This is a genomic window from Mucilaginibacter sp. Mucisp86, assembly GCF_047324315.1.
In the GTDB taxonomy this organism is placed as follows: Bacteria; Bacteroidota; Bacteroidia; order Sphingobacteriales; family Sphingobacteriaceae; genus Mucilaginibacter.
This window is the reverse complement of record NZ_CP168503.1, coordinates 5416141-5442696: the sequence shown is the minus strand read 5'-3', so window position 1 is coordinate 5442696 and position 26556 is coordinate 5416141. Positions and strand designations below refer to the sequence as shown.

Genomic DNA, 26556 nt, shown 5'->3' with positions numbered 1-26556 from the left:
GTGTAAAAACTTTGATACTTCACCAATGATGCAATTCAAAGTCCTCTCCTTTGGAGAGGATTTAGGTGAGGTTCTTATATCCAACCATTTCAACGCTAAAAATTATCAAACTCACAAATTATTTCCCTTTATTTGCCCCCTTGTTACCAAAAATTTAAGATGAACTGTTTTAAACTGAATTATTTATTATGCGCTGTAGCGCTGATGCCCTTAACGCGAACGGCATCGGCCCAAAGCACCGACACAACAAAATACAATCACCGCGATCTTTTTGGCCCGATTACCTGGCCGGTTACCAGCGGCGGAACCCGCTCTGCTGCCGGAAAACCTTCGCCAAATTACTGGCAAAACCGGGCCGATTATCAGATCAAAGCTTCACTTAACGAAGGCAAAGACACTACCATTACCGGAGAGGTTAACATTACCTATACCAACAACAGCCCTGATAAGCTCGACTACCTGTGGCTGCAATTGGATCAAAACCTTTTTAAACCCGACTCGCGCGGAGCAGCGGTAACTCCTTATACCGGCGATAGGTTTGATGTTCGTGGTTTTAGCCGCGGAGGTTACCATATTGCTTCTGTTGAGGTTACCTATAAAGGCGAAACTTATAAGGTTGATCCGATCATTACTGACGCCCGCATGCAACTGCGCCTTAATTCCCCAATGGACGGCAAAGGCGAAAAAATTGAGATCAAGGTAAATTATGATTTCGCCATTCCATTTTATGGCGCCGACCGTATGGGCCGCAAAAAATTCAAACAAGGCTATGTTTATGAAATTGCACAGTGGTATCCGCGTATGTGCGTATACGATGATGTAGAAGGCTGGAACACCCTGCCTTACATGGGCTTAGGCGAGTTTTATTGCGAGTACGGCGATTTTGATTACTACATCACAGCCCCGGCCAATAAAATTGTAGTTGGTTCGGGCGATTTGCAAAATCCTGAAGAAGTACTTACGCCAACCCAATTGAAGCGACTGGAGCAAGCCCGCAACAGCGATAAAACGGTAACCGTCATCAGCGCTGCAGAAGTTGGTAAAGGTTCAACCCGTCCGTTTAAGGGTACGCTTACCTGGCATTTTAAAATGCAAAACACCCGCGACATTGCCTGGGGTGCTTCGGATGCCTTTATCTGGGATGCAGCACGGGTTAACTTCCCTTCGGGCCGCAAAGGCATTGCCCAGTCGGCTTACCCGGTTGAAAGCTCAGGCTATGACAGTTGGGGCCGTTCAACCGAGTATCTAAAAAACAGCATGGAGATCTATTCAAACTTATATTTTGAATATCCATGGAACTCGGCAGTGAACGTATCGGGCGTAGCTTTGGGAATGGAATATCCGGGCGCCATCTTCTGCCTGAGCAACCTGAAAAAAGGCGACCTTTGGGGCGATGTTACCCATGAAATAGGTCATAACTGGTTCCCGATGATCGTGGGCTCAAACGAGCGTAAATACATGTGGCAGGACGAAGGTTTTAATACTTTCATCAATGAATATGCCACCAAGGCATTTAACAACGGCGAATATGTTGAAAGAAGCAGTTCGGCACAAAATATACTGGCCGGTTACCGCAACAGCAAAGACCCGCTCATGACCCCTCCGGAGGCTATCGGATTGAATGATTACGGTCAATACTATACAAAAACAGCTTTAGGTTTGGATATCTTAAGAAACGTAGTAATCGGTCCCGAGCGTTTTGATTATGCCTTCCGTGAGTATGTAAAAAACTGGGCATTTAAACACCCGCTGCCTTACGATCTTTTCAGGGCAATGAATGACGCCACAGGCGAAGACCTGAACTGGTTTTGGAAATCATGGTTCTTTACCACCTGGAAGCTTGACCAGGCCATTACTTCGGTAAGCTATATCAAAGGCAACCCGGCCGAAGGTGCGCTGATCACCCTTACCAATAAGGAAAAAATGGCCATGCCTGTTGATCTTAAAATTGTTCAGGCTAATGGCAAAACTGAAATTCTTCATTTGCCGGTAAATATCTGGCAGCGGGATGGCGTTTGGAAGTTTAAATATCCTTCAACATCGGCCATTAAAAGCATGGAGATTGATCCTAATCATCAACTGCCCGACGTTGACCTTAAAAACAACGTTTACAGGGGAGAGTGATTTTAATTTCGGATTTGGGAATTTCAATTTCGGATTTATGGAAAATTAGAGATTAGATGGAATTTTGAATGGCGGTGAGTGTTTGGGCTTACCGCCATTTTTTGTTCTTTTAATCAAAATTAACCTGTCCAAAATTTGTTTTTATAACGATATTCCTGCTTGTATTCCCTTTGCCCAGGCAGCCTTTATAGCTTTTTGCTGCATTATCTGATGTTGCATTACTCAGCAATTTAATATTAGGATCGTTGATGTTCAATTGTCCATAAAAGGTATTGATATTACAATTGGCATTTACCCCGGTGACCCGGCCCACCTGAACGCTACAGTAGGCTGCATTTACGTTTAATGTTTTGATGCTTTTGTCGATATTTTCAATCCTGAACTGTTTGCCAAATTTTACATCAACGTTAGCCGAAGAATAAATTCGCCCTATCCTTGCGGGGCCATAGCTTACGCTTACATTAAAGTTACTGCCTTCATTAAGGTCCAGACTACCATGCAAAACCTCGAGCCGGGTACCACTAAACGCTTCAATATTGGCATTACCAAAGTTTACCTTTACGTTGTTTAACGGGTTGATCAGCCTCTTTGCCGTAACATCACAGTACAAAGTGTTCAATATGAGTTTCCCGCTAAAATCGGGCAGAATAGTTGTGCCGCAACTATTGCTGATACTTAATGCATTTTTTGCGGGCATAAAAACTACATAATTGATCTCGATTTTTTTAAGATGCGGCTTGTCCTCTCCTGTCCATAACACATTGCTGTTACTGCCGTTATTCCCAATAATTGTTTTAAAAGATACCATCGCCTCTCCCCTTTTATCGCTTACACCAACCACATCTAAAAAACTCTGGGCGTCGGCTTGTTTATCGGCATAAATTTTCACCTGTACTTCCACACTAAACTCGTTGCGGCTCCAGGTATTTACTTTAACCTCGCCAAAACGGTTATCGATCATTAGCTCGTCCAATTTACCGGCTGTATAAACTTTGCCATATTTTTTCGACGCAATCTTCAACACTCCGTTTTTAACCCGATCCTGCCAATCGCCACTATCATCATAAACGATACCTGTATTTTTCAAAACATCAGGAGCGGGAAGGATCCCGGCTGCATTGTTGCCAAGCGTATCTCTTTCGCCCCGGCCCGCAGGAGCGCTGTCATCACTTTCCATCTTATTGGCTAACTGCGCAACACTGTTGTTTGCAATAGCAACAAAAAGCATCAAAAACATTAAGCTTAGGTTAAATTTAATTTTCATTTTGCAAATCATATTTGTCAGGTTATGCCCTAATTGACAAGCAACTTTTCAATGCGTTGCACCTCATTGATAAAAACAAGCATTGCAGCCGTTTGCACTATTGTCACAAAGTGATTATATGGTTAACTATCAGTTGTTTCTATTGGAAAAAGGGATCAAAGCAATTATCTTTACAAAAGATAATATACTATCAAAATAGCATGATATCTAACTGCTTATAAGGAAGATATTTGTAATATAGCTCTATATTAACTCCACCTAAATACCGCGAAATATTTTTAATTATAAAACATTTTGTTTATTTGTGACATTAAAAGCTAATAACTAACTGTATTAAATTAGCAATTTACTTATGGCAAAAAATATACTCATAATTGAAGATGATGCCGAAATTTTACGGGTGCTTGAAACTGTGCTTACCTTTCATGATTTTGAGGTTACAGGTCTTGACCGTACTGATGATATTATTGCAGCCGTAAAAAATTACAACCCCGATCTTGTACTAACTGATTATATGTTGCCGGGCCTTAACGGCGGTCGTATTTGTCAGCTTATCAAAGGCAATGAGGATACCCGGCATATCCCCGTGATCCTAATTTCGGCCTACCATGAACAGGCCATTGCCCTGGTTAACTTTGGTTATGATGCTTTTGTACCCAAGCCTTTTGATGTAAATAAGCTGGTGAAAACCATTAACAGGTTTTTGAATTGAGGAATAACTTCATTAAAATCAATTAAAAGTTATTCCCATAAACCTAACAAAATATTACTTCGCAGCTTTCAAAATAGCCCTCACTTCCATCAGCGCGAACCCTAACAGGTTCAATCCCCGCCAGGTATCCGGATGCTGTGCTTTGGGATTATCCCCTCCTAAACCTATACCCCATATCGTGTCTCTTGGGCTCGCTTCAACTAAAACGCGGTCTCCGGTAGCCAACAGATAATCGGCAAAAAGTGGATATTGACTAAACTTGTGTATGTTGCCTTGTTTTACTATTTCGTAACGTTGCGCTTTCCATGCCTCGTCGTCAAAGTTTCTTACTTCCCGACCAAGATCTTTGGCTTCGCCGGGCTTAACGGCTTCAATAATTTTATCGTGAATTTCGGTGTCGTTAAATAACAAAGCTTTTTTGGCCATCATCCAATGTTCGGCAGTGCGATAGGTTATCCCATCAACGGTAAAAGGCAATTCAAACCATTGACTGAAACAAAATTTCCCTACCTGTTCGCCTGGTTTCGGAGTATGTCCCCAAAAGAAAAGATATTTAACCGGTTTTTCCTGTTTAAACTCCTGAATGAGCCATTGTTTATCATAGTGCTGTAGCATGGTTTAAAACTATAAAAATTTTGTTTAACAGTATTAAAGATCGTCCACCGCGCGATACAATCGCGAAGCCATGTTAAGCACTCATCACAGATGAGCGCAAGGATAAAAGTGAAGTAAAAAAGGAATCCCCAATCTAAAACCAGTCTTTAAAAAATTAGCGTAATCAACGCAGTTATCTACATCAACATTCAAAATCGGTGTAATCAAAAAATAATCGGTGTAATCCCAACAAAAAATCCAAATCCGAAATCTCAAATTCGACATCCGAAATCCTTTCCCCTTTCGCCTCAAAACCTTAATTTCGCTGGCTCATAGAAAGAGGAAAAGATTTTGGATTACTTACAGGGATTAAACCCCGAACAAAGGGCAGCAGTTGAACAAACTGAAGGGCCGGTAATGATTATTGCTGGTGCCGGATCGGGCAAAACACGTGTTATTACCTATCGCGTGGCGCATTTGATACGCAAGGGTGTTGATTCATTTAACATACTGGTACTAACATTTACCAATAAGGCCGCCCGCGAAATGCGCGAGCGTATTACCCATGTAGTTGGTACCGAAGCCAAAAATATATGGATGGGCACCTTCCACTCGGTGTTTGCCAAAATTTTGCGGGTTGAGGCTGAAAAAATTGGCTATCCAAGCAATTTTACCATCTACGATACCGACGATAGCAAGAGTGTTTTAAGGGCCATTTTAAAAGAAATGAACCTTGATGATAAGTTGTACAATGTAAACTTTGTACTCAACCGCATCTCAGCGTCAAAAAATAACCTGATCTCCTGGCAGGAATATAACAAGAACGAACAGATCCAGGCCGACGACTTTTCGAGCGGCCGCGGGCAAATGGGCAAAATATACGAGATGTATGCTACCCGCTGCTACCGTGCCGGCGCTATGGATTTTGACGATTTGCTGTACAAAACCAACGAACTGCTGAAACTGCACCCTGATGTGCTAAACAAGTATCAGCATAAGTTTAAATACCTCATGGTTGATGAGTATCAGGATACCAACTTTTCGCAATACCTGATTGTTAAAAAGCTTGCTGCCGTTAACGAAAACCTTTGCGTTGTAGGGGATGATGCTCAAAGTATCTACGCTTTCCGCGGTGCCAATATTCAAAATATCCTCAATTTTGAGAAGGATTATCCCGATCTGAAAGTGTTTAAGCTGGAGCAAAACTATCGTTCTACACAAAATATTGTAAATGTAGCCAACAGCATTATCCGCAATAATAAAGATCAGCTTAAAAAGAACGTATTCTCCGAAAAAGAATCAGGCGATAAGATCAAAGTTATGCGGGCCTTTAGCGACAACGAAGAAGGTAAACTGGTAGCCGAAGCCATCATGCAGGACCGCAGCTCGAACGGGCTTAAATGGGCCGCGTTTGCCATACTTTACCGTACCAACGCACAGTCCCGCTCCATGGAGGAGGCTTTACGTAAGCTGGGCATCCCGTATAAAATATACGGAGGCCTGTCGTTCTATCAACGCAAGGAGATCAAGGACCTGATAGCCTATTTCAGGCTTACCTTTAACCCTAACGACGAAGAAGCTTTGAAACGTGTTATCAACTACCCTAAACGCGGTATTGGCGACACCTCAGTTGATAAGATCATCGTAGCGGCCGATCAGCATGGCATAACACCATGGGAAGTTATTGTTGAACCCGGCAAATACCTTGAGGGTAAAATATCCGGTGCAGTAGCCAATTTTGCCACCATGATCCAGAGCTTCCAGGTATTGGCCAAAACAAAATCAGCCTACGAATCTGCTTTATATGTGGCCCAGCATTCGGGCTTATTGAAAGATCTTTATGAAGATAAATCTGTAGAGGGACTTAACCGTTACGAAAATATCCAGGAGCTTTTAAACGGTATTAAGGAGTTTTCGGAGCGGGAAGATATTGAAGAAAAAGGCCTCGATATTTTCATGCAGGACGTAGCCCTGTTAACCAATGACGATAAGGATAAAAATAAAGATGCAGACACCGTTTCGCTCATGACCATCCACTCGTCAAAAGGTTTGGAATTTCCGCAGGTATATGTTGTGGGGCTTGAAGAAAATCTTTTCCCGTCGCAGATGTCACTTAATTCGCGCAGTGACCTGGAAGAAGAGCGCCGGTTGTTTTATGTGGCAGTTACCCGTGCCGAAAGCAAGCTGCATATCAGTTATGCCACCTCACGCTTTAAGTTTGGAACATTGATCAATTGCGAACCGAGCCGCTTTTTGGACGAAATTGATGCAAAATACCTTGAACTCGATTACACTGCAAAACCGACTTCCGGCAGTAATCCATTTTTTGAGGACGAACGCAAAGCATGGAGCAGGGATAAGCAGCCTGATACATTTTCGCGGCCAAAACCGGCAGCTGCTGCACCAGTAAAAACTACGTCCATACTGGCTAAGGCGCACGTGCCATCGGCCAATTTCAAACCTTCCGACACATCCAATCTGCAGGTGGGTATGGAGGTAGAACATGAACGTTTTGGCTTTGGTAAAGTGATCTCACTTGAAGGCAACAAGCCCGATATAAAAGCCACCATCTTCTTTAAAGAGATTGGCCAAAAGCAGTTATTGCTAAAATTTGCAAAGCTTTACATCATTCAGTAAAACATAAACCAAGAGTTAAAATCCCTACTTTGAGGAATTGATTCCCCAGGCCTCACCACAGTCCATCATTAAATTGCCCTTATAACACTAATTTAAAGGTAATTTAATGATGGCATACCATTTGGATTACATCAGTATCCCTTTCCCTAATTAATATTTTGATTGAAATATGAGCGATACTGTAAAAAAGAAAACAAACAAATCCGTTGGTAAAAACATCCGGACATTACGCCATCAGCATGGATGGAGCCAGGAAGATGTGGCTAACCGTTTGGGCATCTCTATTCCGGCATTTTCAAAAATTGAAACCGGAGTAACTGATATTAACTTGTCGCGTCTTGAACAGATAGCCAATATTTTTGACATTAACGTTGTGAACATACTGGCTCTTGACACCGAAGAAGTTGACATGAGGCCCTCAAGTTTAAGTGTTGCGCAAAAAAAGCTAATAGACCGCGAATCAGAAATTGCCAATTTACAACGCAAAGTAATATTACTTTACGAAGAATTACGCAACAAGGCCAGCGTAGCTATATGAATGTGTGCTGTAAATATTACAGTTTACAGATAGTGTACATTGTTTGCTTCGCTTGATGTCCTGTTTTATTGGTTCCATTAAATACCAGTTAACAATATTTAATAAAAGGAAACATCAATAAAGAATCTTCTTCTTATATTAGCTAATTTAGCGATAATGAGCGTTTTATAAAGGTTTGGAGTAATAATTGTGGCATACGGATTACAAATACAAACTGTATGTCGAATTATCTTATCTCCATATCAAAAAATGAAACCCTGAGCGACGGTATTATTCATGATCCTAAAAGTAAGTTAAAAATAAAAGCATTTGACTTACTAAGGGCTCGCTTTAAACCCAGCAAAGGCGAATTAAGATTTTTTGTGACTGCCGGCAATGAAGCTTTGGCCTTTGAAACACAGGGTTATGATAAACACAGGCAACTGCTGGTTTTACAAATGATATCGTGGTATTGTATTTACCTGGGCCTTATTGAAGCGCAAATACATTCAAGCCTGCCGGTACATTTTAGTTAATACGAAAGAGAAATGGTAATTGGAATTAAACCCGCGGCGGGTTATGGAGCATATCGCTCATTTCGATGATTTTTTCATCAATTTCGGATACACACTTATCCATCATATCCAAACATTCGGCCTGGTCAACCAGGCCTTCTTTTTCAAGATTAATTAAACCGCGTAAAGTAGCAATGGGCCCCCTGATCTGATGCGACAGATATGAAGAATGCTCTGAAAGTTTCTTATTCTTCAACTGTAAATCTTTGGTACGCTCATCAATAATTTCTTCGAGGTGATGATTGATCCGGTCAAGATTATCTTTTTGCCGGGATACCTCGCCGTTTAGCAGCGTGAGCTGGGCATTGGTTTTGGCTTTACGCTTTACATTACTAATCAGCAAGCCAATTACTACAAGCAACAAACCCGCAACCACGGTTACCGCCCAAAATTTCGACCGGTCATAAGCCTGGCGCTCAGCAATCCTTTCATTTTCTTTCAGCTGCTCCTCCTGCCGGCGTTTGGCCTCCACCAGGTTCATTTGTGCCGATACGTTGGTTTTGTAGGTAATACTATCCTGGGTATATATTTCCCTCAACAGATTTACTGCACGGGCAAAATTCTTTTTATTATACTCAAGTTCGTACGTGGTATATTTATAATCGTAATCGAGCTTAGGGTCCTTTACCAGCTGGGTATAAGCGGTTCCCTCCTGTACCATTTTTTCGGCGTTCTTAAAATCGCCTTTTGTCATATAAAGGGCTGCAAGCGTGAGGTCAACGCTGGCAACCGATTCATTTAAATCACGTGCCTTTGCGCCCGAATTGGCCTCCAGCAGCAAACTCAGGGCTTTATCATAATCCTTAAGCTTAAAATAAATAACACCGCGGTTTTGCAGGCACTGGATCAGGTTTACCGAGTCGCTTAGTTTTTGAAATATCGGGAAGCTTTTATCATAAAACTTAAGCGCCATGTACAGGTTGTTTTTGCGCGTGTAAACGTTGCCTATGTTTAAATACAGCGATCCAACCAGTTTAGTATCGTTTATTTTTTGTGCTATCTCCAGTGATCTGTTGAGGTAAGTAAGCGAGCGTTCGTAATCATGGTCCCGAAACAGGATCCCGATATTATTATAAACTTTGGCCTCACCTCTCAGGTTATTGTTACGGGTGAAGTATGAAAGTGAATTCAAATAATTTTCAATAGCTTTTTCGGGTTGATCAAGATAGTATTTCCCAATACCAATAACCCGATAAGCCTCTGCAATACCATCAATATAGTTTAGTTTGGTAGATAGTTTAAGCGCTTTGGTAGCGTCTTCTACGGTTTGTTCGGGGTTTGTGAGCCTGTTTGCATAAGCATTGGTGTTCAGGCTTATTACTTCAGTAGTATCTTTAGCAGCAACATCAGCTATATCATTCGCGTATACCGTAAGCGATAATAAAAAGAATAATATAAATGTGCCGATTTTTTTCATTAAAACACTTCTACGTTCTGTTGGGGTGAAAGTTATAAAATAATGCTGAATTATATTTAATGTTAAGAATAAAAAACAATGTGGAAAATTATTTTTATATTTTTTCTAACTAATTAAAAAACATATTTATATTTGCAGTGTTAAATATCTGATATACAATGTATTAAATACATAAAAACAAGCATCCAATATCACCCACGGTAACTTATAACCAATTACAATAATATTTAAACATATATACAAAATGTACCATATGTTTATAGTTTGTATATCAAATAAGCGAAATAACGTGAAAAACGTGCAACAAATTGTATACCATATTAACAACTAACCGGAATGATATTACATTTAAAATTAGTAATTTAACCGAATAATTAACAGCATAAAAATACGAAACAGATAGCTTTTATTTAAAATTTAAAATAACAGGATTTTTAAAAAAACAGAGTATAAAATCTGACTTTTAAAATATTTGTGATAAGCTTAAAATAAGCTTAATGAGTTTTAATAAATATTTACTATCGTATTAATTTAAAAAATAGAATATTAAATACAATAATTAATCAATATGAAAAAAGCAGTGTTTTTTGTACTTCTGACCGCAGGCGCCGGAGTACTCTCATCGTCATCGGTTTTGTCATCATCGACAAAAAAAGATGCTCAGCCAACAGCTGTCAATTTCACAAAAACGCCCGCCGGTTTTAAACGCGACCTGGGAAGCGCCGACTGAGATCAGATTAAAATCATACAGAAAATTCAACATCGATAATATTCACACGATCATGAAAAAAATAATCACCATCACTTTAGCAGTTCTTTTTACAGGAGTTATATCATCCTGCAAAAAGGAAAGCCCCAAAGCTGAGTTTGCTAACCTTCATTTATTCACAACGGGTTACAAAAGGGACCTGGGAAGTGCTGACTGATTTATCTGTTCACGATCAATAAAACATAAAACAACATGAAAAAATTCATCCTCATAGCAACAGTAACCCTTAGTGCAGGAGCACTATCATCAGCTACCAACAAAAATGAAAGCAAAGAAAAAATGGTGATTGCCCCGGTTAACTCGTTGACAACCGGCTTTAAAAGAGATTTAGGCAGCGCCGACTAAATAAAAAAAGACAACAACACACAAGAGAGATTTATTAAACAAAAAAATATTCACGTACCCCCACACATTCAAAAACGTCATGAAAAATTTAACACTGATAGCAACTTTAGCATTAAGCACCATATTATCAACAGCAACTTTAGCAAACGCCGCCAATGGCCCTCAACCAAAACGTGATTTAGGCTCTGCCGATGCCCGTGGCCCTCAACCAAAACGTGATCTTGGTTCTGCTGACTTCGCCCGTGGCCCCCAGCCAAAACGTGATTTAGGTTCTGCTGATTTTGCCCGCGGTCCTCAGCCAAAACGTGACTTAGGTTCTGCTGACTTTGCCCGTGGTCCTCAGCCAAAACGTGACTTAGGTTCTGCTGACTTTGCTTTCGGTCCTCAGCCAAAACGTGACTTAGGTTCTGCCGACTTTGCCTTCGGTCCTCAGCCAAAACGTGACTTAGGTTCTGCTGACTTTGCCTTCGGTCCTCAGCCAAAACGTGATTTAGGTTCTGCTGATTTCGCTTTCGGTCCTCAGCCAAAACGTGATTTAGGTTCTGCCGATTTCGCTTTCGGTCCTCAACCAAAACGTGACTTAGGTTCTGCCGACTTTGCCTTCGGTCCTCAGCCAAAACGTGACTTAGGTTCTGCCGATTTTGCTCAATCTGGTCCTGGTCCAAAAAGAGATTTAGGTTCTGCTGATTTCGCTCAGTCTGGTCCTGGCCCAAAAAGAGATTTAGGCTCTGCTGATTTCGCTCAGTCTGGTCCTGGCCCAAAAAGAGATTTAGGTTCTGCTGATTTCGCTCAGTCTGGTCCTGGTCCAAAACGTGATTTAGGTTCTGCTGATTTTGCGCAGTCTGGTCCTGGCCCAAAAAGAGATTTAGGTTCTGCTGATTTTGCTCAGTCTGGTCCTGGCCCAAAAAGAGATTTAGGTTCTGCTGATTTTGCTCAGTCTGGCCCTGGCCCAAAAAGAGATTTAGGTTCTGCTGATTTTGCGCAGTCTGGTCCTGGCCCAAAAAGAGATTTAGGCTCTGCTGATTTCGCTCAGTCTGGTCCTGGCCCAAAAAGAGATTTAGGCTCTGCTGATTTCGCTCAGTCTGGTCCTGGCCCGAAAAGAGATTTAGGTTCTGCTGATTTCGCTCAGTCTGGTCCTGGCCCAAAAAGAGATTTGGGTTCTGCTGATTTCATGGCATAACTGCTTTAATCCATCCTAAAACTGTTAACAATATGAAAAAGTTTATCATAGCAGCAGCGGTTTTAATAGCGACAGGACTTACCGCCGTGTCCTTGACTCACAAAGAGGCGAAAACTGAAATCAAAGTAAAAGTTGAGAAAACTGAATTTTCAAACCAGACTCTCAATTCACCAAAACACGACCTTGGATCTGCAGACTAATTGGCGAATTGGTATTATGATTTTAACAACTAAAAAATCATTCACCAATAAACTAATGAACGAGTGAACCAATGAACTGACTATATTTGCTGCAAACCATAATATTATGCAGCACATAAAGCAATATGTTGAGCAAAACAAACAGCGTTTACTTGATGAATTATTCGATCTGTTACGTTTAGCATCGGTTAGTGCCGACCCAAAATACAAACCTGAAGTATTAAAAACTGCCGACTATGTGGCAGCAAAGCTTCGCGATGCCGGAGCCGATAATGTTGAAATTTGCCAAACTGCCGGCTACCCTATCGTATACGGCGAAAAAATCATAGATGTATCCAAACCTACAGTATTGGTTTACGGTCATTATGATGTACAACCGCCAGATCCGTTGGAACTGTGGAAAACCCCTCCCTTCGAACCAACTGTTCGCGACGGAAAAATATATGCCCGCGGTGCATGCGATGACAAAGGCCAGTTTTACATGCATGTAAAAGCTTTTGAGCTGATGATGCAAACAGGCACACTTCCCTGCAACATCAAATTTATGATTGAAGGTGAAGAAGAAGTGGGCTCTTCCAACCTGGGTATTTTTGTAAAAGCCAATAAAGAAAAATTGAAAGCCGATGTTGTGCTGATCTCTGATACCTCAATGATCAGCATGGAGCATCCATCACTTGAAACCGGCTTACGGGGTCTCTCCTACCTTGAAGTAGAAGTAACCGGCCCCAACCGCGACCTTCATTCGGGTGTTTACGGTGGCGCGGTAGCTAATCCCATTACTGTGCTGGCACAAATGATTGCCAGCCTGCATGACGAAAACAATCACATCACCATCCCTGGCTTTTATAATGATGTAGTGCCGCTTACCGAAGCCGAACGCAAGGCTTTGAACAGCGCACCTTATGATGAAGCCGAATACAAGAAAGACCTCGACGTTACCGAGCTTTGGGGTGAAAAAGGTTACAGCACGTTTGAGCGTACAGGCACCCGCCCTACTCTTGAGTTAAACGGTATTTGGGGTGGTTACATTGGCGAAGGTGCCAAAACAGTATTACCTTCAAAAGCAAACGCTAAAATCTCTATGCGCCTGGTGCCCAACCAAACCTCTGAAGCTATAACAAAACTGTTTACCGATCACTTCTTGAGTATCGCTCCTCCTTATGTTAAAGTTACAGTAACGCCGCACCATGGCGGCGAGCCCGCTGTAACCCCTACCGATAGTATAGCTTACCGTGCGGCGCAAAAAGCCATAGCCGAATCATTTGGTAAAGAGCCCATCCCAACCCGTGGCGGTGGCAGTATCCCTATTGTTGCCTTGTTTGAAGCCGAGCTGGGGTTAAAAACGGTACTGATGGGTTTCGGTCTTGATAGCGATGCACTGCACTCGCCTAACGAAAAATATGATATTTATAATTATTATAAAGGCATTGAAACCATTCCACTGTTCCACAAATATTTTGCCGAGCTATCAAACTAAGGCATAAAGCTTTAATTTAAATTTAACGGTGGTTATTTTTGATTTTACGCGGAACAAATAATATATTTATGATATTATCTAACTATATAAATCAAACAACCATGGCAACTAAAGAATTGGACAAAGAAAAGACCGATGCATCAAAGCCGTTGCGCGATCACAAACCACTTAAACAGGAAAAAAACACCACCGCTAAAACTTTAAGCGACAGCAAATGGAAACGAAAGCCCCTGTTATAAGATATTTATAACACCCCACGAGCCGGAAAGTAAAAACTTACCGGCTCGTTTTTTTTGTTATTTGAGCCTTATCCGCATCTCGATCATCCGCTTTTCAAACCCTACCTTTTCGTAGGCTTTAATAGCACCGATATTATCGTTATATACTTCAAGCCTGATTTCGGCAAGTCCCTGATCTGCTACCCACTTTTTTAATTCCTCAATAATTGCCTGGTTTACGCCCCTTCCGCGATAGGCGGGCAAAACATACATAAAACCCAGGTAAGCATATTTTTCAAAGTCGTAATAGTTATCGGGGTTCTTTTTAATACGGGCATATCCGCTGCCTGCAATCTCGCCGTCAATTTCGGCAACCAACACCTCCACTTCGGGTGAGGCAATAAAGGCCTTGAGATCATAATAGCTGATAGGATCGGGTTTAAGCGTGCTATCAAAAGGGCGTTCGGTAGTAATTATCCCCTGCTCAAATTGCAGCAATACGGGCAGGTCATCATTGGTAGCTTTTCTGATCAGCATTTATTTAAATAGTAAATCGTTCACAATCTACCAGGAATGATTCATCAGCATCGGCACCTATCCCCGGCGCATCCTCAATGTTTAAATGATAGCCATCATACACTGCTCCGCCAACACAGGGATCAACCAAATGCCCTAATTTGCAGGTATCCATATCATAAAACCGGATATTAGGACAGGCATACACAAAATGTAATTTAGCACTTAAGGCAATCCTGCTTTCCAGCATCCCGCCCATCATACATGGAATGCCGTATGAAGCCGCCACATCATGAACCTGTTTAGCCTCATAAATACCTCCCGACTTAGACATCTTTATATTAATATAATGGCAAGCACCTGCGTTGATCTGTTTACGGGCATCATGGTGGTTATATACGCTTTCATCGGCCATGATCTTAACCGGCGATAGTTCCATCAATTCGGGTAACCTATCATCATACCAGGTACGTATAGGCTGCTCGCAAAATTCAATATCATATTGTGCAATTGACTGCAAAGCAAACACTGCTTCGTTAAAAGTCCAGCCCTGGTTGGCGTCTATCCGGATCTTCATAGCCGGCCCAACTGCTTCACGGATCTGCTTAATACGTTCTATATCCTCCACTACATTTTTACCCAGCTTTACCTTTAATATATTGGCTCCTGAAGCTTTAAAATCAAGCGCCTTTAAAGCCATGGTGTGGTGCCCCGCTATACCTATAGTAATATCAGATTCAACAATACGCTTTTCGCCACCCAAAAACTGGTATAATGGCAGGCCCTCATTTTTAGCAGCTATATCAAACAGGGCATTATCAAAGGCACTTTTTATGGTTGTATTACCTGCTGTAAAGCTATGCAGTTCCTGAAGCCGCGCCTCGATATCAAGAGCATCCTTCCCTTTCCATAACCGGGCAAATTCACGTGCCATAACCAGGCAGGTATCCTGCGTTTCGCCAACAATCATCGGGAAAGCAGAGCACTCTCCTACGCCGTAAAAGCCGGCATCGGTGTGTACGCGGATAAAAACATTTTGAGCATGAGGCAAAGTTCCGGTGGCAATGGTAAACGGCTCCATTGGGATGCTGAAGCGGTAGATATCTGTATGGGTGATGGTAATTTGCTGATTTTCCAAATTGTAGATGTTTAAAAGCTAAAATAAAACAAATAATTGCAACAATTAACCAACGTAATTTGCGTATTATAAGTATTAGTTTATATTTGCACTACTTCAATACAAGTAACAATTCAATTTTAGCCTCTTTTGCCCTTCCATCAGGGAAATTTGTCTGGCTAACTTTCAAATCTTCATAAAAAACTATTAACATGGCTAAAGAAAACACGCCTGCAAATTTTGATTATAACTCAACCAGGAATAAACTGATCCTGTCTGAATATGGCCGTAACGTACAAAATATGGTTAAATATATTGTAGCGCTGCCAACCAAAGAAGAACGCAACCGCTATGCACAGGTGGTTATTGACCTTATGGGTTTCCTAAACCCTCACCTGCGCGATGTGGCCGATTTTAAACACAAACTTTGGGACCACCTGCATATCATATCTGATTACCAGATTGATGTAGATTCACCATACCCCAAACCGTCACCTGATGCTGTGCATATTAAGCCGGCACCTTTAAACTACCCTCATCAGCGTATAAAATACAAGCACTATGGCAAAACCATTGAGCTGATGATTGAAAAGGCAAAGGCTATTGAGGAGCCGGAACGCAAGCGCCACATGATCCAGGCGATAGCCAATTTCATGAAAATGGCCTATGTACAATGGAACAAAGATTCGGTGAGCGACGAAAGCATCATCGCCGACTTATATGCATTATCAGGCGGCACACTGAAACTGGAAGATAACGTTAACCTTAACCGCGTGGATTTCCGTCCTAATAACTTTCAGCAAAACAACAACAATAACAACAACCGCGGCCGCAACAACAATCAAAACAACCAAAACCGCGGCGGCGGCAATGGCGGCAGGCAAAACAACAACCAAAACCGCAACAACAATCAAAACCGCAACCGTAATAACGGCGGCGCGAAGAAATATTAATCCCACCCAACCCTCCCCTGAAGGGGAGGGCTTTTGCTTTCTACGGCATACCGTCTTTCATGTCCCATCAGGTCTCTCGCATAGGGTCCTGATGTATACATCGTGCAAATTCGAAATAAAGCAATCCCCGATTAGCAGGTTCGCTCTGTTTAGTTTGTGATTATTTCGTACCTTATTAATAACATGATTATAAATCATTGATTATTATGTTTTTTTGATCAGTTTTAGTTAGGGCGTTGCCCGCGGCCCGGGCTGTGCGCTCATACTGCACAAGGCCTTAACCACAGGCCGGTATCCGCTCCCATCCCTAACGCAGCAGCCCCCACGCACCATCTCCAAAATATATTTAAACATCACCATGATTGTTCAGGGATTCCTCTTTGATGGTTCCTAAGCAATGACGTTTTTGCGCCAATATCATTAATGATAAATCCCACCTGGCTTTTATTTTATCTGCATTAATTTTCTAATCTTTGCCCCATATAAATTTTATTTGGCAAAACCGATCACAGCTTTGATAGTTTATCATTGGTGATCTTATCAATTATCCGAAACTCCGCATGACTAACGCATTTGTAATAAATGGCGGCAAACCGCTAAAAGGTGAAATAACCCCTCAAGGTGCAAAAAACGAAGCTTTACAGGTTATATCTGCCGTATTGCTTACCGCCGAAAAGGTAACCATCAGCAATATCCCTGATATTAAGGATGTAAACAAACTGATAGAGCTGCTTGGCGATATGGGTGTTATTGTTGAACGCATCAACGAGCATACCTATACTTTTGAAGCCAAAGATATCAACCAGGACTTCTTCTTATCTGAGACTTTCAAATCAAAAGGCGGCGGTTTACGGGGCTCGATTATGATAGTAGGCCCATTGCTTGCCCGCTTTGGCAAGGCTTCTATCCCTAAACCGGGTGGCGATAAAATCGGCCGCCGCAGGTTGGATACGCATTTCCTGGGTTTTGAAAAACTTGGTGCACAATTTAATTACAATCCCGAAAATGGCTTCTTTAATGTGGATGCATCAAACCTGCAGGGTACTTATATTTTGTTAGATGAAGCTTCCGTAACCGGAACTGCCAACGTAGTGATGGCCGCGGTATTGGCTAAAGGCACCACTACCATTTACAATGCAGCTTGCGAACCTTACCTGCAGCAACTTTGCAAAATGCTGAGCCGTATGGGCGCCAAGATCAGCGGTATCGGCTCAAACCTTTTAACTATTGAAGGCGTTGAAAAGCTGGGCGGTACCGAGCACCGCTTATTGCCTGATATGATCGAGATCGGTTCGTTCATTGGTCTTGCGGCCATGACTGGTTCTGAGATCACCATCAAAGATGTTCAGTACAAAGAGCTGGGTATGATCCCTGACGTTTTCAAGCGTTTGGGTATTAAACTGGAGCTAAGAGGCGACGATATTTTTATCCCTGCACAGGAGCATTATGAAATAGAAACTTTCATTGACGGCAGTATCATGACCATTGCCGATGCACCATGGCCGGGCTTTACTCCCGACTTGCTAAGCATTGTACTGGTTGTTGCCATCCAGGCCAAAGGTTCGGTACTGATCCACCAGAAAATGTTTGAAAGCCGTTTATTCTTCGTGGATAAACTGCTGGATATGGGTGCGCAGATCATCCTTTGCGATCCGCACCGTGCTACTGTTATCGGTTTAGATAACCAGGTTAAACTACGCGGCATTTCCATGACCTCGCCGGATATCCGCGCCGGGGTTTCCCTGTTGATTGCTGCACTTTCGGCACAGGGACAGTCAACCATTTACAATATTGAACAAATTGAACGCGGCTATCAGCACATCGATACAAGGCTTAAAGCTTTGGGCGCTGATATAACCCGAATATAAGTTTAGGTTAAAGGCGAAAGGTTAAAGGTTAAAGGTAGCTGCACTTAGCACAACCTTTAACCTTTTTCTATTTTAGAACTTTTTATATTAAAGTAGGATATTTAAATCTGGAATACTGAAATAGTTGTACATAAAGGGAGCTTTGATCTTTTCTTTTTAAAAACCTTTCTCCTTTAACCTTTTGCCTTTCACCTCAAAATACTACCTTTAAAAAAACCATTACATAAACAATGCCTTACAAAAACCGGAAATCTACCTACGTTTATTTTGTACTGATATTTGTATTTATTAAAGTTGTTCTTAATCTTTTCGCTATATCCCATTTCGGTTTTCACCGGGATGAGTTTTTGCACCTTGTACTGGCCGATCACCTGGATTGGGGGTATAAGGAAGTGCCACCATTTATAGCCATACTGGCAAAAATATCAATCACCTGTTTCGGCAATTCGGTTTTTGCTGCGCGATTGTTCCCTACCCTGTTTGGCGGTCTCATTGTCCTGCTTACCGGTCTCATAGTTATTGAATTTGGCGGAAAGAAGTTTGCCATAACCCTTGCCTGTTTATCGCTCATTTTTGCTCCTGCCTTAGTAGCGACTCAATATCTATTCCAACCTGTAGTGTTTGATCAATTTTGGTGGGTAATAACGGTTTGGCTGCTGATTAAATACCTCAACACTACCGATGTAAGGTACTTGTACTGGCTGGGGGCTGCAGTTGGCCTGGGCATACTCACTAAATATACCATGCTGTTTTTTGCAGCTTCGCTGATTATCGGTATCCTTATCAGCAAACAGCGTAAATTACTGTTCAACAAACATATTCTTGGTGCTGCTTTAATTTCCATAATTATAGTACTGCCAAACCTTATCTGGCAAATAACGCACCATATGCCGGTATTCACGCATATGAAGGCCCTGCGCGAGCAGCAGCTTGACTACATTACCCCAACTGACTTTATTAAACAGCAATTACTGGTCAACGGCATAGCGTTATTTGTATGGCTTAATGGGTTGGCGTTCCTGATATTTTCGTTCAGGTTGCGTAATTTCCAGTTTCTGGCATTAGCTTATGCACTCATCTTCTTTTTTTTACTGATGATGGATGGTAAAAGCTACTACATCTTCGGTGCCTACCCCATGTTGTTTGCAGCAGGTGCGTTCGGTTTTGAGCGTTTATTAAAAACGAATGGTTATGTTTTGCGTACAGCCCTAGTGGTATTATTTACGTTACCTAACGCCTTATTATTACCAATTTTGTTGCCCATTTTGCCAATGAACCAAACCCTGGCATTTTTTCGGTTTGCCGATAAACACCTGCCCCCCGCTCGCTTTTCGATGACCTGGGAAGACGGTAAAAAACATGCAACCACGCAGGACTATGCCGATATGCTGGGATGGGACGATATGGCCTCACTGGTTGATAAAGCCTACAAAAGCCTCAGTCCTGAAGATCAAAAACAAACCATAGTTTATGCCGATAACTACGGCGAAGCCGGTGCCCTGCACCATTATGGCAAACAATACGGCTATCCCGATGTAATTTCGCTAAATAGCAGCTTCACCCTCTGGGCACCCGATAGCCTCAAATGCAAATACCTGATTTATGTAGACGAAAACGGCGGAAAAAATATTAAAGAATTTGTCGAAGGAAAAATGATCGGCAGTTTTACCAAAGTTGGCGAGGTAACCAATCCCCTTGCCAGAGAAAAAGGCACGGCGGTGTTTATTATTACACCCAATTATCGGTTAAATCAAAGGTATAGCCCGGAATTAGCGAAGAAGAGGTTGGAGTAGTGCCCCTCTAAATATCCCCTGAAAGGGAGACTTTAAGGACCAGACAGGCAAATTGTTTTCTGTAATAAAACAGACTGAGAATCGTTTCTTTCCTAAACCTTATCAATCATGAAATTTCTGCTGCCTATATTTTTGCTTTTACTCTTTTCATCCTGTAAAAACACATTACAAAATAATCAAAAAGATATTTTAGGCGACTGGATCAGAATAAGAAATTCGGACGTTGAAAAAACAGGAATGTCCTCGCTTATAGCCCCACCAAATAAAACCGGTTTCTCATTTTACGCCGACCAAACATTTGATAATAAAGGAGGATTTATAAAACATAATGAAAACACACAAACATATCTTGATACCCGTTCAAGGTACAAACTCAAAATAGACAGTTTAATACTTTTTGACCCCGTTAAAGGACAATGGGAGCATTATCACCTTATCAAACTTTCGGCTGATTTATTACAATTTGATTCAAGCGAGGGCTTGTACACATTTCGGCGTTTCAATCCACATAACTTCGCAGAAAACAAGTTTGACAAAATCATTTTATCTACTTCTGGTTGTTTGGGTACATGCCCTGTAATGGATATTACTTTGAATTCGGACAGAACTATACTTTTTAGTGGTAAAATGTTTACCGGGGAAATGAAAGGACAATTTACAGGAACAGTGCCTCAAGATAAATATGAACAGATACAGAAAAGCTTTAGGATCATTAATTTTGAAAAAATTAAACAAGATGGAATATTCCCGGCCGATATTGAGACGGTTACAACCACTTATGTAAAAAATGGTAGAATTTACAAAACGATCCAATCCGGTAGTGATATTGATCTTTTACCACTTAACTGGGCCTGCAATTCCTTACGTTATATATATCAAACAATCCCTTTAAAAAAGGCGGCAGAAACGAATATTAAAGCCACCACATACATAATAGCAAGTGCCTCTTTCACGAAAAATGATTCATTAATTTATCTTAAAAACTCAGAGGTCGCTTATCTTTCTGAATTACTTGACAAAGGAAAGAAAGTTAATACAAGCTTATTTAAATCACGTTTTAAGTTATACTTGTATTCTTTTGGGCAGCCCCGGGATAGCGTTGATACAGATGGGCGATACTTCAAATTTATTAAAAAAGGCAAACCCTTTATAATCGATCTTGGCTTTAACTTTTATGATGTAAATACCCAAAACTGGCACTGGAAAAAAGCAACCGATAATTAAAATACCTATTCAATAAATCATTAAAAAACAAAAGGTGCCATGCTCATCGCACAACACCTTTCGCCTTTAACCTTTTACCTAGATCAGGCTGATATAGCGTTTATAATATCATATTGGGTAATGATCTCAATTTTGCCATTCCCGTCTTCAACCAGCACCGCAATATTATCTTTATTGATCATGGCCGAGATCCTGTCTATCGAAGTATTCAGATCAACAAACGGAAACGGTGCAGTGGTAATGTTTTTGATCGGCTGCGATTTGATGGATGGGTTTTCGATCAGCGAATCAAGGATATCGCTTTCGGTGATCTTACCTATTACCATACCCTTTTGCGTAACCGGGATCTGCGAGATATTAAGCGATTTAATGGTATTGATGGCCTCCAGTACGCTCTTTTCGCAATCAATGGTAATGATTTCCTGTACATCTTTTTTGCTGATTATATCGCGGGCGGTTAATTTTTCGTCTTTCAGGAAACCGCGGTCGCGCAGCCAGTCGTCGTTGTACATTTTGCCAAGATAACGGGTACCATGGTCAGGGAAAACGATCACAACTACATCGCCTTCTTTAAACTTATCCTTCATCTGTAACAAACCTGCCACCGCCGAGCCGGTTGAGTTACCGGAGAAAATCCCTTCTTTACGCGCAATTTCACGGGTCATGAGGGCAGCATCTTTATCGGTCACCTTTTCAAAGTGATCTATCAGGCTGAAATCCACATTTTGCGGCAGGAAGTCTTCGCCAATGCCTTCAGTGATGTACGGATAGATCTCGTTTTTATCAAAAACACCTGTCTCCTTGTATTTTTTAAATACCGATCCGTAAGTATCAATACCCAACACCTGTATAGCCGGGTTCTTTTCTTTCAGATAACGGGCAATACCGGAGATAGTGCCGCCGGTACCTACACCAGCAATAAGGTGCGTGATCTTACCCTCGGTTTGCTCCCAGATCTCGGGACCAGTTGATTCATAATGCGCCTGCGAATTGCTCAGGTTATCATACTGATTAGGCTTCCACGAATTAGGAACTTCCCGTTCCAGACGTGATGATACTGAATAGTATGATCGTGGATCTTCTGGCTCTACATTGGTTGGACAAACAATTACCTCGGCGCCAAAGGCACGCAAGGCGTCAAACTTTTCCTTTGATTGTTTATCGGTACTGGTAAAAATACATTTGTAGCCTTTTATTACCGCAGCAATAGCCAAACCCATCCCTGTATTGCCCGATGTACCTTCAATAATGGTTCCGCCGGGTTTAAGCTTGCCGCTTTTTTCAGCATCCTCAATCATTTTAAGGGCCATACGGTCTTTTATGGAGTTGCCGGGATTGGTTGTCTCTATCTTGGCTAAAACGGTAGCAGGGATGTCTTTCGCTACTTTATTCAGTTTTACCAGCGGCGTATTGCCAATGGTATCGAGTATGTTATTGTACCACATAATTTAAATCTCTACTAACCCGGTATATATAGCAGGGTTACGCCTCAAAAATAAGTTTCTTAAATGATATTTCTTTTATGGAAAAGTAAATAGATAAATAACTTATCTAAGATATGCCAAAAATCAGAATGGCAAAACAGCGAAGTACACCGCGAATATTTTAAGAAGAAGGTAAGCATATTTTGCCGCAGCCTTAAACAGGGCAAATATACATTCAACGTAAACCTCATCCCTCGTTACAACGGTAAATACACCCTAAATCCGGCGAAAGCCGAAATGATGTATTTCCCGGTATTTTACGGCAGAGAGGGGATGAAGCGGATTGTCATTGGTTCATTTGTTCATTAGTTCATTGGTATGCCTGGCTCACTGCTATTTGGTTCATTTGTTTAGCGCTTGCTAAGACAAATGAACTAATGAACCAGTGAACTAATGAACTTAAAATTTAAGATGCTTAACCGTTAACCCGTTGTTGATCAACTGCTTTAACGATTCGATACCGATATGCAGGTGTGTTTCAACAAATTGTTCGGTTACTGACGAATCGCTTTCGGCGGTTTTAACACCTTCGGGAATCATTGGTTGATCTGATACCAGCAACAGCGCGCCCGTAGGGATCTTGTTGGCAAAGCCTGTGGTAAATATCGTTGCTGTTTCCATATCAACGGCCATGGCACGCAGGTCTTTAAGGTATTTCTTGAATACTTTGTCATGCTCCCAAACACGGCGGTTAGTCGTGTAGCAGGTGCCAGTCCAGTAATCGCGTGAGTAATCACGAATGGTGGTTGAGATGGCCTTTTGCAGCGCGAATGACGGCAGTGCAGGCACTTCGGGCGGTAAATAATCGTTTGATGTACCTTCGCCGCGGATGGCTGCAATCGGTAATATCAGGTCTCCAACGTTGTTCTTCTTTTTAAGACCACCGCATTTGCCCAAAAATATCACAGCTTTTGGATGAATGGCGGTAAGTAAATCCATAACAGTAGCAGCAACCGAACTACCCATACCAAAGTTAATGATGGTTATACCGTTGGCTGTAACGCTTTGCATTGGCTTGTCAACACCCATGATAGGCGCGTTATCATGCCATTGCGAAAACAACTGGATATACTTTGAAAAATTGGTAAGGATAATATACTCACCAAATGCTTCAAGCGGACGGCCGGTATAGCGTGGTAGCCAGTTTGCTACAATTGCATCCTTTGTTTTTAGTCCTGATTTTACGGGCGATTGCACTTCTTTCACCTGCGGTGGTAAGGCATCTCCGTCTTTTTTAATGTTTAATTCTTCGTTCATATGATTTGTTTTTATACAGCAAACCCCGGTATAAGAACCAGGGCGCGCTTTATTTTTTAATAAATATAAGTGTTTACTTATATATTGTACGTTAAGCTACTTTTAACTTTTTCAGATCTGATTTTTCAAACTTTTCGTGTGCGTAATCCAATGTTACGTTCAAACGTTTAACATCTTTTTTGGATGGGAACTCGAACATCGCATCAATCATGATAGCTTCGCATATGGAGCGTAAACCCCTTGCACCAAGTTTAAACTCCATTGCTTTATCAACAATAAACTCTAATACCTCATCTTCAAAATCAAGCTTTACACCTTCGTATTCAAACAGTTTTTTATACTGTTTCAGTAACGAGTTTTTAGGCTCGGTTAAGATATTGTGCAATGCTTCCCTATCAAGCGGGTTGAGGTAGGTAAGTACCGGCAAACGGCCTATTAACTCAGGTATCAAACCAAATGATTTCAGATCCTGTGGCGTAATATACTTATAGAAGTTTTTGGTATCGATATCACCCTCGTCGTGCTTAAATTTGTAACCAACGGTTTGGGTACGCAAACGATTGGCGATTTTCCTTTCAATACCGTCAAATGCTCCACCACAGATGAAAAGGATGTTGCTGGTATTTACAGTGATCATTTTCTGATCTGGGTGTTTACGGCCGCCTTGCGGTGGGACGTTAACCATAGTACCTTCCAGAATTTTCAATAAGGCCTGTTGTACACCTTCGCCTGATACGTCGCGGGTTATAGAAGCATTATCACTTTTACGGGCAATTTTATCAACCTCATCAATGTAAACAATACCTTTTTCGGCAAGGGTTACATCATAATCGGCCGATTGCAACAAGCGGGTCAGGATACTTTCAACGTCCTCCCCTACATACCCTGCTTCGGTTAACACAGTAGCATCGCAAATGCAGAATGGAACGTTTAACACTTTAGCAAGCGTTTTGGCAAGCAGGGTTTTACCTGTACCCGTTTCGCCTACCATAATGATGTTCGACTTTTCAATCTCAACCTCATCTTTGTCAACACGCTGGTTTAAGCGTTTGTAGTGATTATATACAGCTACTGAAAGTATCTTTTTGGCATCATCCTGACCGATAACATACTGGTCAAGGTGGGCCTTCATTTCTGATGGCTTGAGCAAGGCCGGCGCCAGAGGCGATGACTTCACTTTACGTACCTTCAACTCTTCCGCCAATATTTCATTGGCCTGGTTCACACATTTATCGCAAATGTGTGCATCAAGTCCTGCTATTAACATCAGGGAATCCTGTTTACCGGCACCGCAAAATGAACACCTGATCTCCTTGCTGTTTTTATTCATCTGATTCGTCTTCTTACTCAAAGTTAAAAAATTAGTGGCAGAAAAAAAAATTCTGTCCGTAAGTCGGGAAAGTCAGCAAGTCCGGAAGCTGCTCAGCTTCCGGACTTTAATAACTTTTTCACATTCCAAATATCCGGACTTTCCGACTTATCGGACTTCCGGACTTTCAGGAATTATTTTCCTTTGTTACCTCTTAAAATCTCGTCAACCATACCAAATTCTTTGGCTTCTTCTGCAATCATCCAGTAGTCACGGTCAGATGCATCCCAAACTTTTTGGTAAGGTGCACCACTATGATCGGCAATGATCTGGTACAACTCTTTTTTCAATTTGGTGATCTCCTGGTAAGTGATCTCAATATCTGATTGCTGGCCCTGAGCGCCGCCCGATGGCTGGTGAATCATCACCCTTGCATGCGGAAGTGCAGCCCTTTTACCTTCGGTACCAGCTACCAACAGTACCGCAGCCATTGAAGCAGCCATACCTGTACAAATTGTAGCCACATCATTTGATATAAACTGCATAGTATCATAGATACCTAGACCTGCATAAACCGACCCACCTGGTGAGTTGATGTAGATCTGGATATCGCGTTTAGCATCAGCCGACTGCAAGAAAAGCAACTGAGCCTGGATAATGTTTGCAATATTATCATAAATAGCATCGCCAAGGAAAATGATACGGTCCATCATTAAACGTGAAAACACGTCCATGGCCTGCACATTAAGCTGGCGCTCTTCAAGAATATAAGGGGTCATGCCGGTTGGTACGGTAGTGATACCTCCTGTTGGCATATTGCCTCTTTCAACGCCTGCAATATATTTGTCTACATAAAGGCTGTTAATACGGTGATGCTTAACAGCATATTTTCTGAATTCGTTTTTATCGATATTACTGCTCATGGTTTTTGTTTGTTGTTCGTTAGGAAATGCGGGCGTCTTACCCGCGATAAATATAGTTTTTAGTTGAATAGATTTTTTGCAAG

At 41.6% G+C, this 26556-nt stretch carries 25 protein-coding genes; 16 read left to right on the top strand and 9 right to left on the bottom strand.

Features of this window, described 5'->3' with window-relative positions:
- Nucleotides 1–159: 159 nt before the first annotated feature.
- Entirely contained in the window at nucleotides 160–2124 is a 1965-nt protein-coding gene (locus tag ACEN9X_RS22890; RefSeq protein ID WP_413667326.1) for a M1 family metallopeptidase, read from the top strand.
- 109 nt (nucleotides 2125–2233) lie between these two features.
- Here ACEN9X_RS22890 and ACEN9X_RS22885 read toward each other — a convergent pair whose 3' ends face one another.
- A complete protein-coding gene (locus ACEN9X_RS22885; RefSeq protein ID WP_413667325.1) occupies nucleotides 2234–3388 on the bottom strand; it encodes a hypothetical protein in 1155 nt (384 codons plus the stop codon).
- 352 nt (nucleotides 3389–3740) lie between these two features.
- Here ACEN9X_RS22885 and ACEN9X_RS22880 point away from each other — a divergent pair, with 352 nt between their 5' ends.
- Nucleotides 3741–4100, top strand: coding sequence for a two-component system response regulator (locus ACEN9X_RS22880; protein ID WP_110585230.1), 360 nt, complete (start codon nucleotides 3741–3743; stop codon nucleotides 4098–4100).
- A 54-nt stretch (nucleotides 4101–4154) separates the two neighbouring features.
- Here ACEN9X_RS22880 and ACEN9X_RS22875 read toward each other — a convergent pair whose 3' ends face one another.
- Nucleotides 4155–4715 (bottom strand): NADAR family protein, encoded by a 561-nt coding sequence (locus ACEN9X_RS22875; protein WP_413667324.1) that lies wholly within the window; start codon nucleotides 4713–4715, stop codon nucleotides 4155–4157.
- Nucleotides 4716–5045: 330 nt separating this feature from the next.
- Here ACEN9X_RS22875 and ACEN9X_RS22870 point away from each other — a divergent pair, with 330 nt between their 5' ends.
- From ACEN9X_RS22870 to ACEN9X_RS22860, 3 genes are all read left to right on the top strand, one after another.
- Nucleotides 5046–7331 carry an ATP-dependent helicase gene (locus ACEN9X_RS22870; protein WP_413667323.1) on the top strand — a complete coding sequence of 762 codons (2286 nt, stop codon included), beginning with the start codon at nucleotides 5046–5048 and terminating at the stop codon, nucleotides 7329–7331.
- Between the two features lie 169 nt (nucleotides 7332–7500).
- Nucleotides 7501–7869 (top strand): helix-turn-helix domain-containing protein, encoded by a 369-nt coding sequence (locus ACEN9X_RS22865; protein WP_413667322.1) that lies wholly within the window; start codon nucleotides 7501–7503, stop codon nucleotides 7867–7869.
- A 218-nt stretch (nucleotides 7870–8087) separates the two neighbouring features.
- Nucleotides 8088–8384: a hypothetical protein gene (locus tag ACEN9X_RS22860; RefSeq protein WP_413667321.1), complete on the top strand. Its 297-nt coding sequence runs from the start codon at nucleotides 8088–8090 to the stop codon at nucleotides 8382–8384.
- A gap of 25 nt (nucleotides 8385–8409) precedes the next feature.
- On the opposite strand, the gene ACEN9X_RS22855 is transcribed toward ACEN9X_RS22860, so the two are convergent.
- Nucleotides 8410–9840, bottom strand: a complete 1431-nt coding sequence (locus tag ACEN9X_RS22855) for a tetratricopeptide repeat protein (protein WP_413667320.1) — start codon at nucleotides 9838–9840, stop codon at nucleotides 8410–8412.
- A gap of 568 nt (nucleotides 9841–10408) precedes the next feature.
- Between ACEN9X_RS22855 and ACEN9X_RS22850 the strand changes: the two genes are divergently transcribed.
- The 6 genes from ACEN9X_RS22850 to ACEN9X_RS22825 all read left to right on the top strand — a co-directional run bounded on the left by ACEN9X_RS22850 (nucleotide 10409) and on the right by ACEN9X_RS22825 (nucleotide 14050).
- The gene (locus ACEN9X_RS22850) at nucleotides 10409–10570 is read left to right on the top strand and encodes a hypothetical protein (protein ID WP_158286821.1); all 162 of its coding nucleotides are present in this window, start codon (nucleotides 10409–10411) and stop codon (nucleotides 10568–10570) included.
- A 231-nt stretch (nucleotides 10571–10801) separates the two neighbouring features.
- Complete coding sequence (locus tag ACEN9X_RS22845) at nucleotides 10802–10954, top strand: hypothetical protein (protein ID WP_413667319.1); 153 nt, start codon at nucleotides 10802–10804, stop codon at nucleotides 10952–10954.
- A 79-nt stretch (nucleotides 10955–11033) separates the two neighbouring features.
- Nucleotides 11034–12134 carry a hypothetical protein gene (locus tag ACEN9X_RS22840; RefSeq protein ID WP_413667318.1) on the top strand — a complete coding sequence of 367 codons (1101 nt, stop codon included), beginning with the start codon at nucleotides 11034–11036 and terminating at the stop codon, nucleotides 12132–12134.
- Nucleotides 12135–12166: 32 nt separating this feature from the next.
- Entirely contained in the window at nucleotides 12167–12334 is a 168-nt protein-coding gene (locus ACEN9X_RS22835) for a hypothetical protein (protein WP_413667317.1), read from the top strand.
- A gap of 106 nt (nucleotides 12335–12440) precedes the next feature.
- A complete protein-coding gene (locus tag ACEN9X_RS22830; RefSeq protein ID WP_413667316.1) occupies nucleotides 12441–13811 on the top strand; it encodes a dipeptidase in 1371 nt (456 codons plus the stop codon).
- A 101-nt stretch (nucleotides 13812–13912) separates the two neighbouring features.
- Complete coding sequence (locus ACEN9X_RS22825) at nucleotides 13913–14050, top strand: hypothetical protein (protein ID WP_162996922.1); 138 nt, start codon at nucleotides 13913–13915, stop codon at nucleotides 14048–14050.
- Nucleotides 14051–14107: 57 nt separating this feature from the next.
- On the opposite strand, the gene ACEN9X_RS22820 is transcribed toward ACEN9X_RS22825, so the two are convergent.
- Nucleotides 14108–14566 (bottom strand): N-acetyltransferase family protein, encoded by a 459-nt coding sequence (locus ACEN9X_RS22820; RefSeq protein WP_413667315.1) that lies wholly within the window; start codon nucleotides 14564–14566, stop codon nucleotides 14108–14110.
- Between the two features lie 4 nt (nucleotides 14567–14570).
- Nucleotides 14571–15668 carry a mandelate racemase/muconate lactonizing enzyme family protein gene (locus ACEN9X_RS22815; RefSeq protein ID WP_413671154.1) on the bottom strand — a complete coding sequence of 366 codons (1098 nt, stop codon included), beginning with the start codon at nucleotides 15666–15668 and terminating at the stop codon, nucleotides 14571–14573.
- A 206-nt stretch (nucleotides 15669–15874) separates the two neighbouring features.
- On the opposite strand from ACEN9X_RS22815, the gene ACEN9X_RS22810 reads away from it, so the two are divergent.
- The 4 genes from ACEN9X_RS22810 (at nucleotide 15875) to ACEN9X_RS22795 (ending at nucleotide 21500) form a co-directional block, all read left to right on the top strand.
- Nucleotides 15875–16615: a DUF4290 domain-containing protein gene (locus ACEN9X_RS22810; protein ID WP_413667314.1), complete on the top strand. Its 741-nt coding sequence runs from the start codon at nucleotides 15875–15877 to the stop codon at nucleotides 16613–16615.
- Between the two features lie 560 nt (nucleotides 16616–17175).
- Complete coding sequence (murA, locus tag ACEN9X_RS22805) at nucleotides 17176–18483, top strand: UDP-N-acetylglucosamine 1-carboxyvinyltransferase (RefSeq protein WP_091211425.1); 1308 nt, start codon at nucleotides 17176–17178, stop codon at nucleotides 18481–18483.
- Between the two features lie 230 nt (nucleotides 18484–18713).
- Nucleotides 18714–20276, top strand: a complete 1563-nt coding sequence (locus ACEN9X_RS22800; RefSeq protein ID WP_413667313.1) for an ArnT family glycosyltransferase — start codon at nucleotides 18714–18716, stop codon at nucleotides 20274–20276.
- A 108-nt stretch (nucleotides 20277–20384) separates the two neighbouring features.
- Nucleotides 20385–21500: a DUF6438 domain-containing protein gene (locus ACEN9X_RS22795; protein ID WP_413667312.1), complete on the top strand. Its 1116-nt coding sequence runs from the start codon at nucleotides 20385–20387 to the stop codon at nucleotides 21498–21500.
- Nucleotides 21501–21583: 83 nt separating this feature from the next.
- Here ACEN9X_RS22795 and ACEN9X_RS22790 read toward each other — a convergent pair whose 3' ends face one another.
- Entirely contained in the window at nucleotides 21584–22945 is a 1362-nt protein-coding gene (locus ACEN9X_RS22790) for a pyridoxal-phosphate dependent enzyme (RefSeq protein ID WP_091211422.1), read from the bottom strand.
- Nucleotides 22946–23038: 93 nt separating this feature from the next.
- Here ACEN9X_RS22790 and ACEN9X_RS22785 point away from each other — a divergent pair, with 93 nt between their 5' ends.
- Nucleotides 23039–23293, top strand: a complete 255-nt coding sequence (locus tag ACEN9X_RS22785) for a hypothetical protein (RefSeq protein WP_413671153.1) — start codon at nucleotides 23039–23041, stop codon at nucleotides 23291–23293.
- Nucleotides 23294–23383: 90 nt separating this feature from the next.
- Here ACEN9X_RS22785 and ACEN9X_RS22780 read toward each other — a convergent pair whose 3' ends face one another.
- From ACEN9X_RS22780 to ACEN9X_RS22770, 3 genes are all read right to left on the bottom strand, one after another.
- Complete coding sequence (locus tag ACEN9X_RS22780) at nucleotides 23384–24241, bottom strand: AMP nucleosidase (RefSeq protein WP_413667311.1); 858 nt, start codon at nucleotides 24239–24241, stop codon at nucleotides 23384–23386.
- A 91-nt stretch (nucleotides 24242–24332) separates the two neighbouring features.
- Complete coding sequence (clpX, locus tag ACEN9X_RS22775) at nucleotides 24333–25571, bottom strand: ATP-dependent Clp protease ATP-binding subunit ClpX (protein ID WP_413671152.1); 1239 nt, start codon at nucleotides 25569–25571, stop codon at nucleotides 24333–24335.
- 173 nt (nucleotides 25572–25744) lie between these two features.
- Nucleotides 25745–26473 (bottom strand): ATP-dependent Clp protease proteolytic subunit, encoded by a 729-nt coding sequence (locus ACEN9X_RS22770; protein WP_090524532.1) that lies wholly within the window; start codon nucleotides 26471–26473, stop codon nucleotides 25745–25747.
- Between the last annotated feature and the right edge of the window lie 83 nt (nucleotides 26474–26556).

What these genes read in the sequence shown, in the direction of transcription:
- ACEN9X_RS22795 (WP_413667312.1), top strand. Translation starts at nt 20,385, where the DNA reads ATGAAATTTCTGCTGCCTATATTTTTGCTTTTACTCTTTTCATCCTGT.
- ACEN9X_RS22780 (WP_413667311.1), bottom strand. Translation starts at nt 24,241, where the DNA reads ATGAACGAAGAATTAAACATTAAAAAAGACGGAGATGCCTTACCACCG.
- ACEN9X_RS22840 (WP_413667318.1), top strand. Translation starts at nt 11,034, where the DNA reads ATGAAAAATTTAACACTGATAGCAACTTTAGCATTAAGCACCATATTA.
- ACEN9X_RS22850 (WP_158286821.1), top strand. Translation starts at nt 10,409, where the DNA reads ATGAAAAAAGCAGTGTTTTTTGTACTTCTGACCGCAGGCGCCGGAGTA.
- ACEN9X_RS22770 (WP_090524532.1), bottom strand. Translation starts at nt 26,473, where the DNA reads ATGAGCAGTAATATCGATAAAAACGAATTCAGAAAATATGCTGTTAAG.
- ACEN9X_RS22875 (WP_413667324.1), bottom strand. Translation starts at nt 4,715, where the DNA reads ATGCTACAGCACTATGATAAACAATGGCTCATTCAGGAGTTTAAACAG.
- ACEN9X_RS22880 (WP_110585230.1), top strand. Translation starts at nt 3,741, where the DNA reads ATGGCAAAAAATATACTCATAATTGAAGATGATGCCGAAATTTTACGG.
- ACEN9X_RS22820 (WP_413667315.1), bottom strand. Translation starts at nt 14,566, where the DNA reads ATGCTGATCAGAAAAGCTACCAATGATGACCTGCCCGTATTGCTGCAA.
- ACEN9X_RS22835 (WP_413667317.1), top strand. Translation starts at nt 12,167, where the DNA reads ATGAAAAAGTTTATCATAGCAGCAGCGGTTTTAATAGCGACAGGACTT.
- ACEN9X_RS22825 (WP_162996922.1), top strand. Translation starts at nt 13,913, where the DNA reads ATGGCAACTAAAGAATTGGACAAAGAAAAGACCGATGCATCAAAGCCG.
- ACEN9X_RS22790 (WP_091211422.1), bottom strand. Translation starts at nt 22,945, where the DNA reads ATGTGGTACAATAACATACTCGATACCATTGGCAATACGCCGCTGGTA.
- murA (WP_091211425.1), top strand. Translation starts at nt 17,176, where the DNA reads ATGACTAACGCATTTGTAATAAATGGCGGCAAACCGCTAAAAGGTGAA.
- ACEN9X_RS22885 (WP_413667325.1), bottom strand. Translation starts at nt 3,388, where the DNA reads ATGAAAATTAAATTTAACCTAAGCTTAATGTTTTTGATGCTTTTTGTT.
- ACEN9X_RS22800 (WP_413667313.1), top strand. Translation starts at nt 18,714, where the DNA reads ATGCCTTACAAAAACCGGAAATCTACCTACGTTTATTTTGTACTGATA.
- ACEN9X_RS22810 (WP_413667314.1), top strand. Translation starts at nt 15,875, where the DNA reads ATGGCTAAAGAAAACACGCCTGCAAATTTTGATTATAACTCAACCAGG.
- clpX (WP_413671152.1), bottom strand. Translation starts at nt 25,571, where the DNA reads ATGAATAAAAACAGCAAGGAGATCAGGTGTTCATTTTGCGGTGCCGGT.
- ACEN9X_RS22860 (WP_413667321.1), top strand. Translation starts at nt 8,088, where the DNA reads ATGTCGAATTATCTTATCTCCATATCAAAAAATGAAACCCTGAGCGAC.
- ACEN9X_RS22855 (WP_413667320.1), bottom strand. Translation starts at nt 9,840, where the DNA reads ATGAAAAAAATCGGCACATTTATATTATTCTTTTTATTATCGCTTACG.
- ACEN9X_RS22890 (WP_413667326.1), top strand. Translation starts at nt 160, where the DNA reads ATGAACTGTTTTAAACTGAATTATTTATTATGCGCTGTAGCGCTGATG.
- ACEN9X_RS22830 (WP_413667316.1), top strand. Translation starts at nt 12,441, where the DNA reads ATGCAGCACATAAAGCAATATGTTGAGCAAAACAAACAGCGTTTACTT.
- ACEN9X_RS22865 (WP_413667322.1), top strand. Translation starts at nt 7,501, where the DNA reads ATGAGCGATACTGTAAAAAAGAAAACAAACAAATCCGTTGGTAAAAAC.
- ACEN9X_RS22845 (WP_413667319.1), top strand. Translation starts at nt 10,802, where the DNA reads ATGAAAAAATTCATCCTCATAGCAACAGTAACCCTTAGTGCAGGAGCA.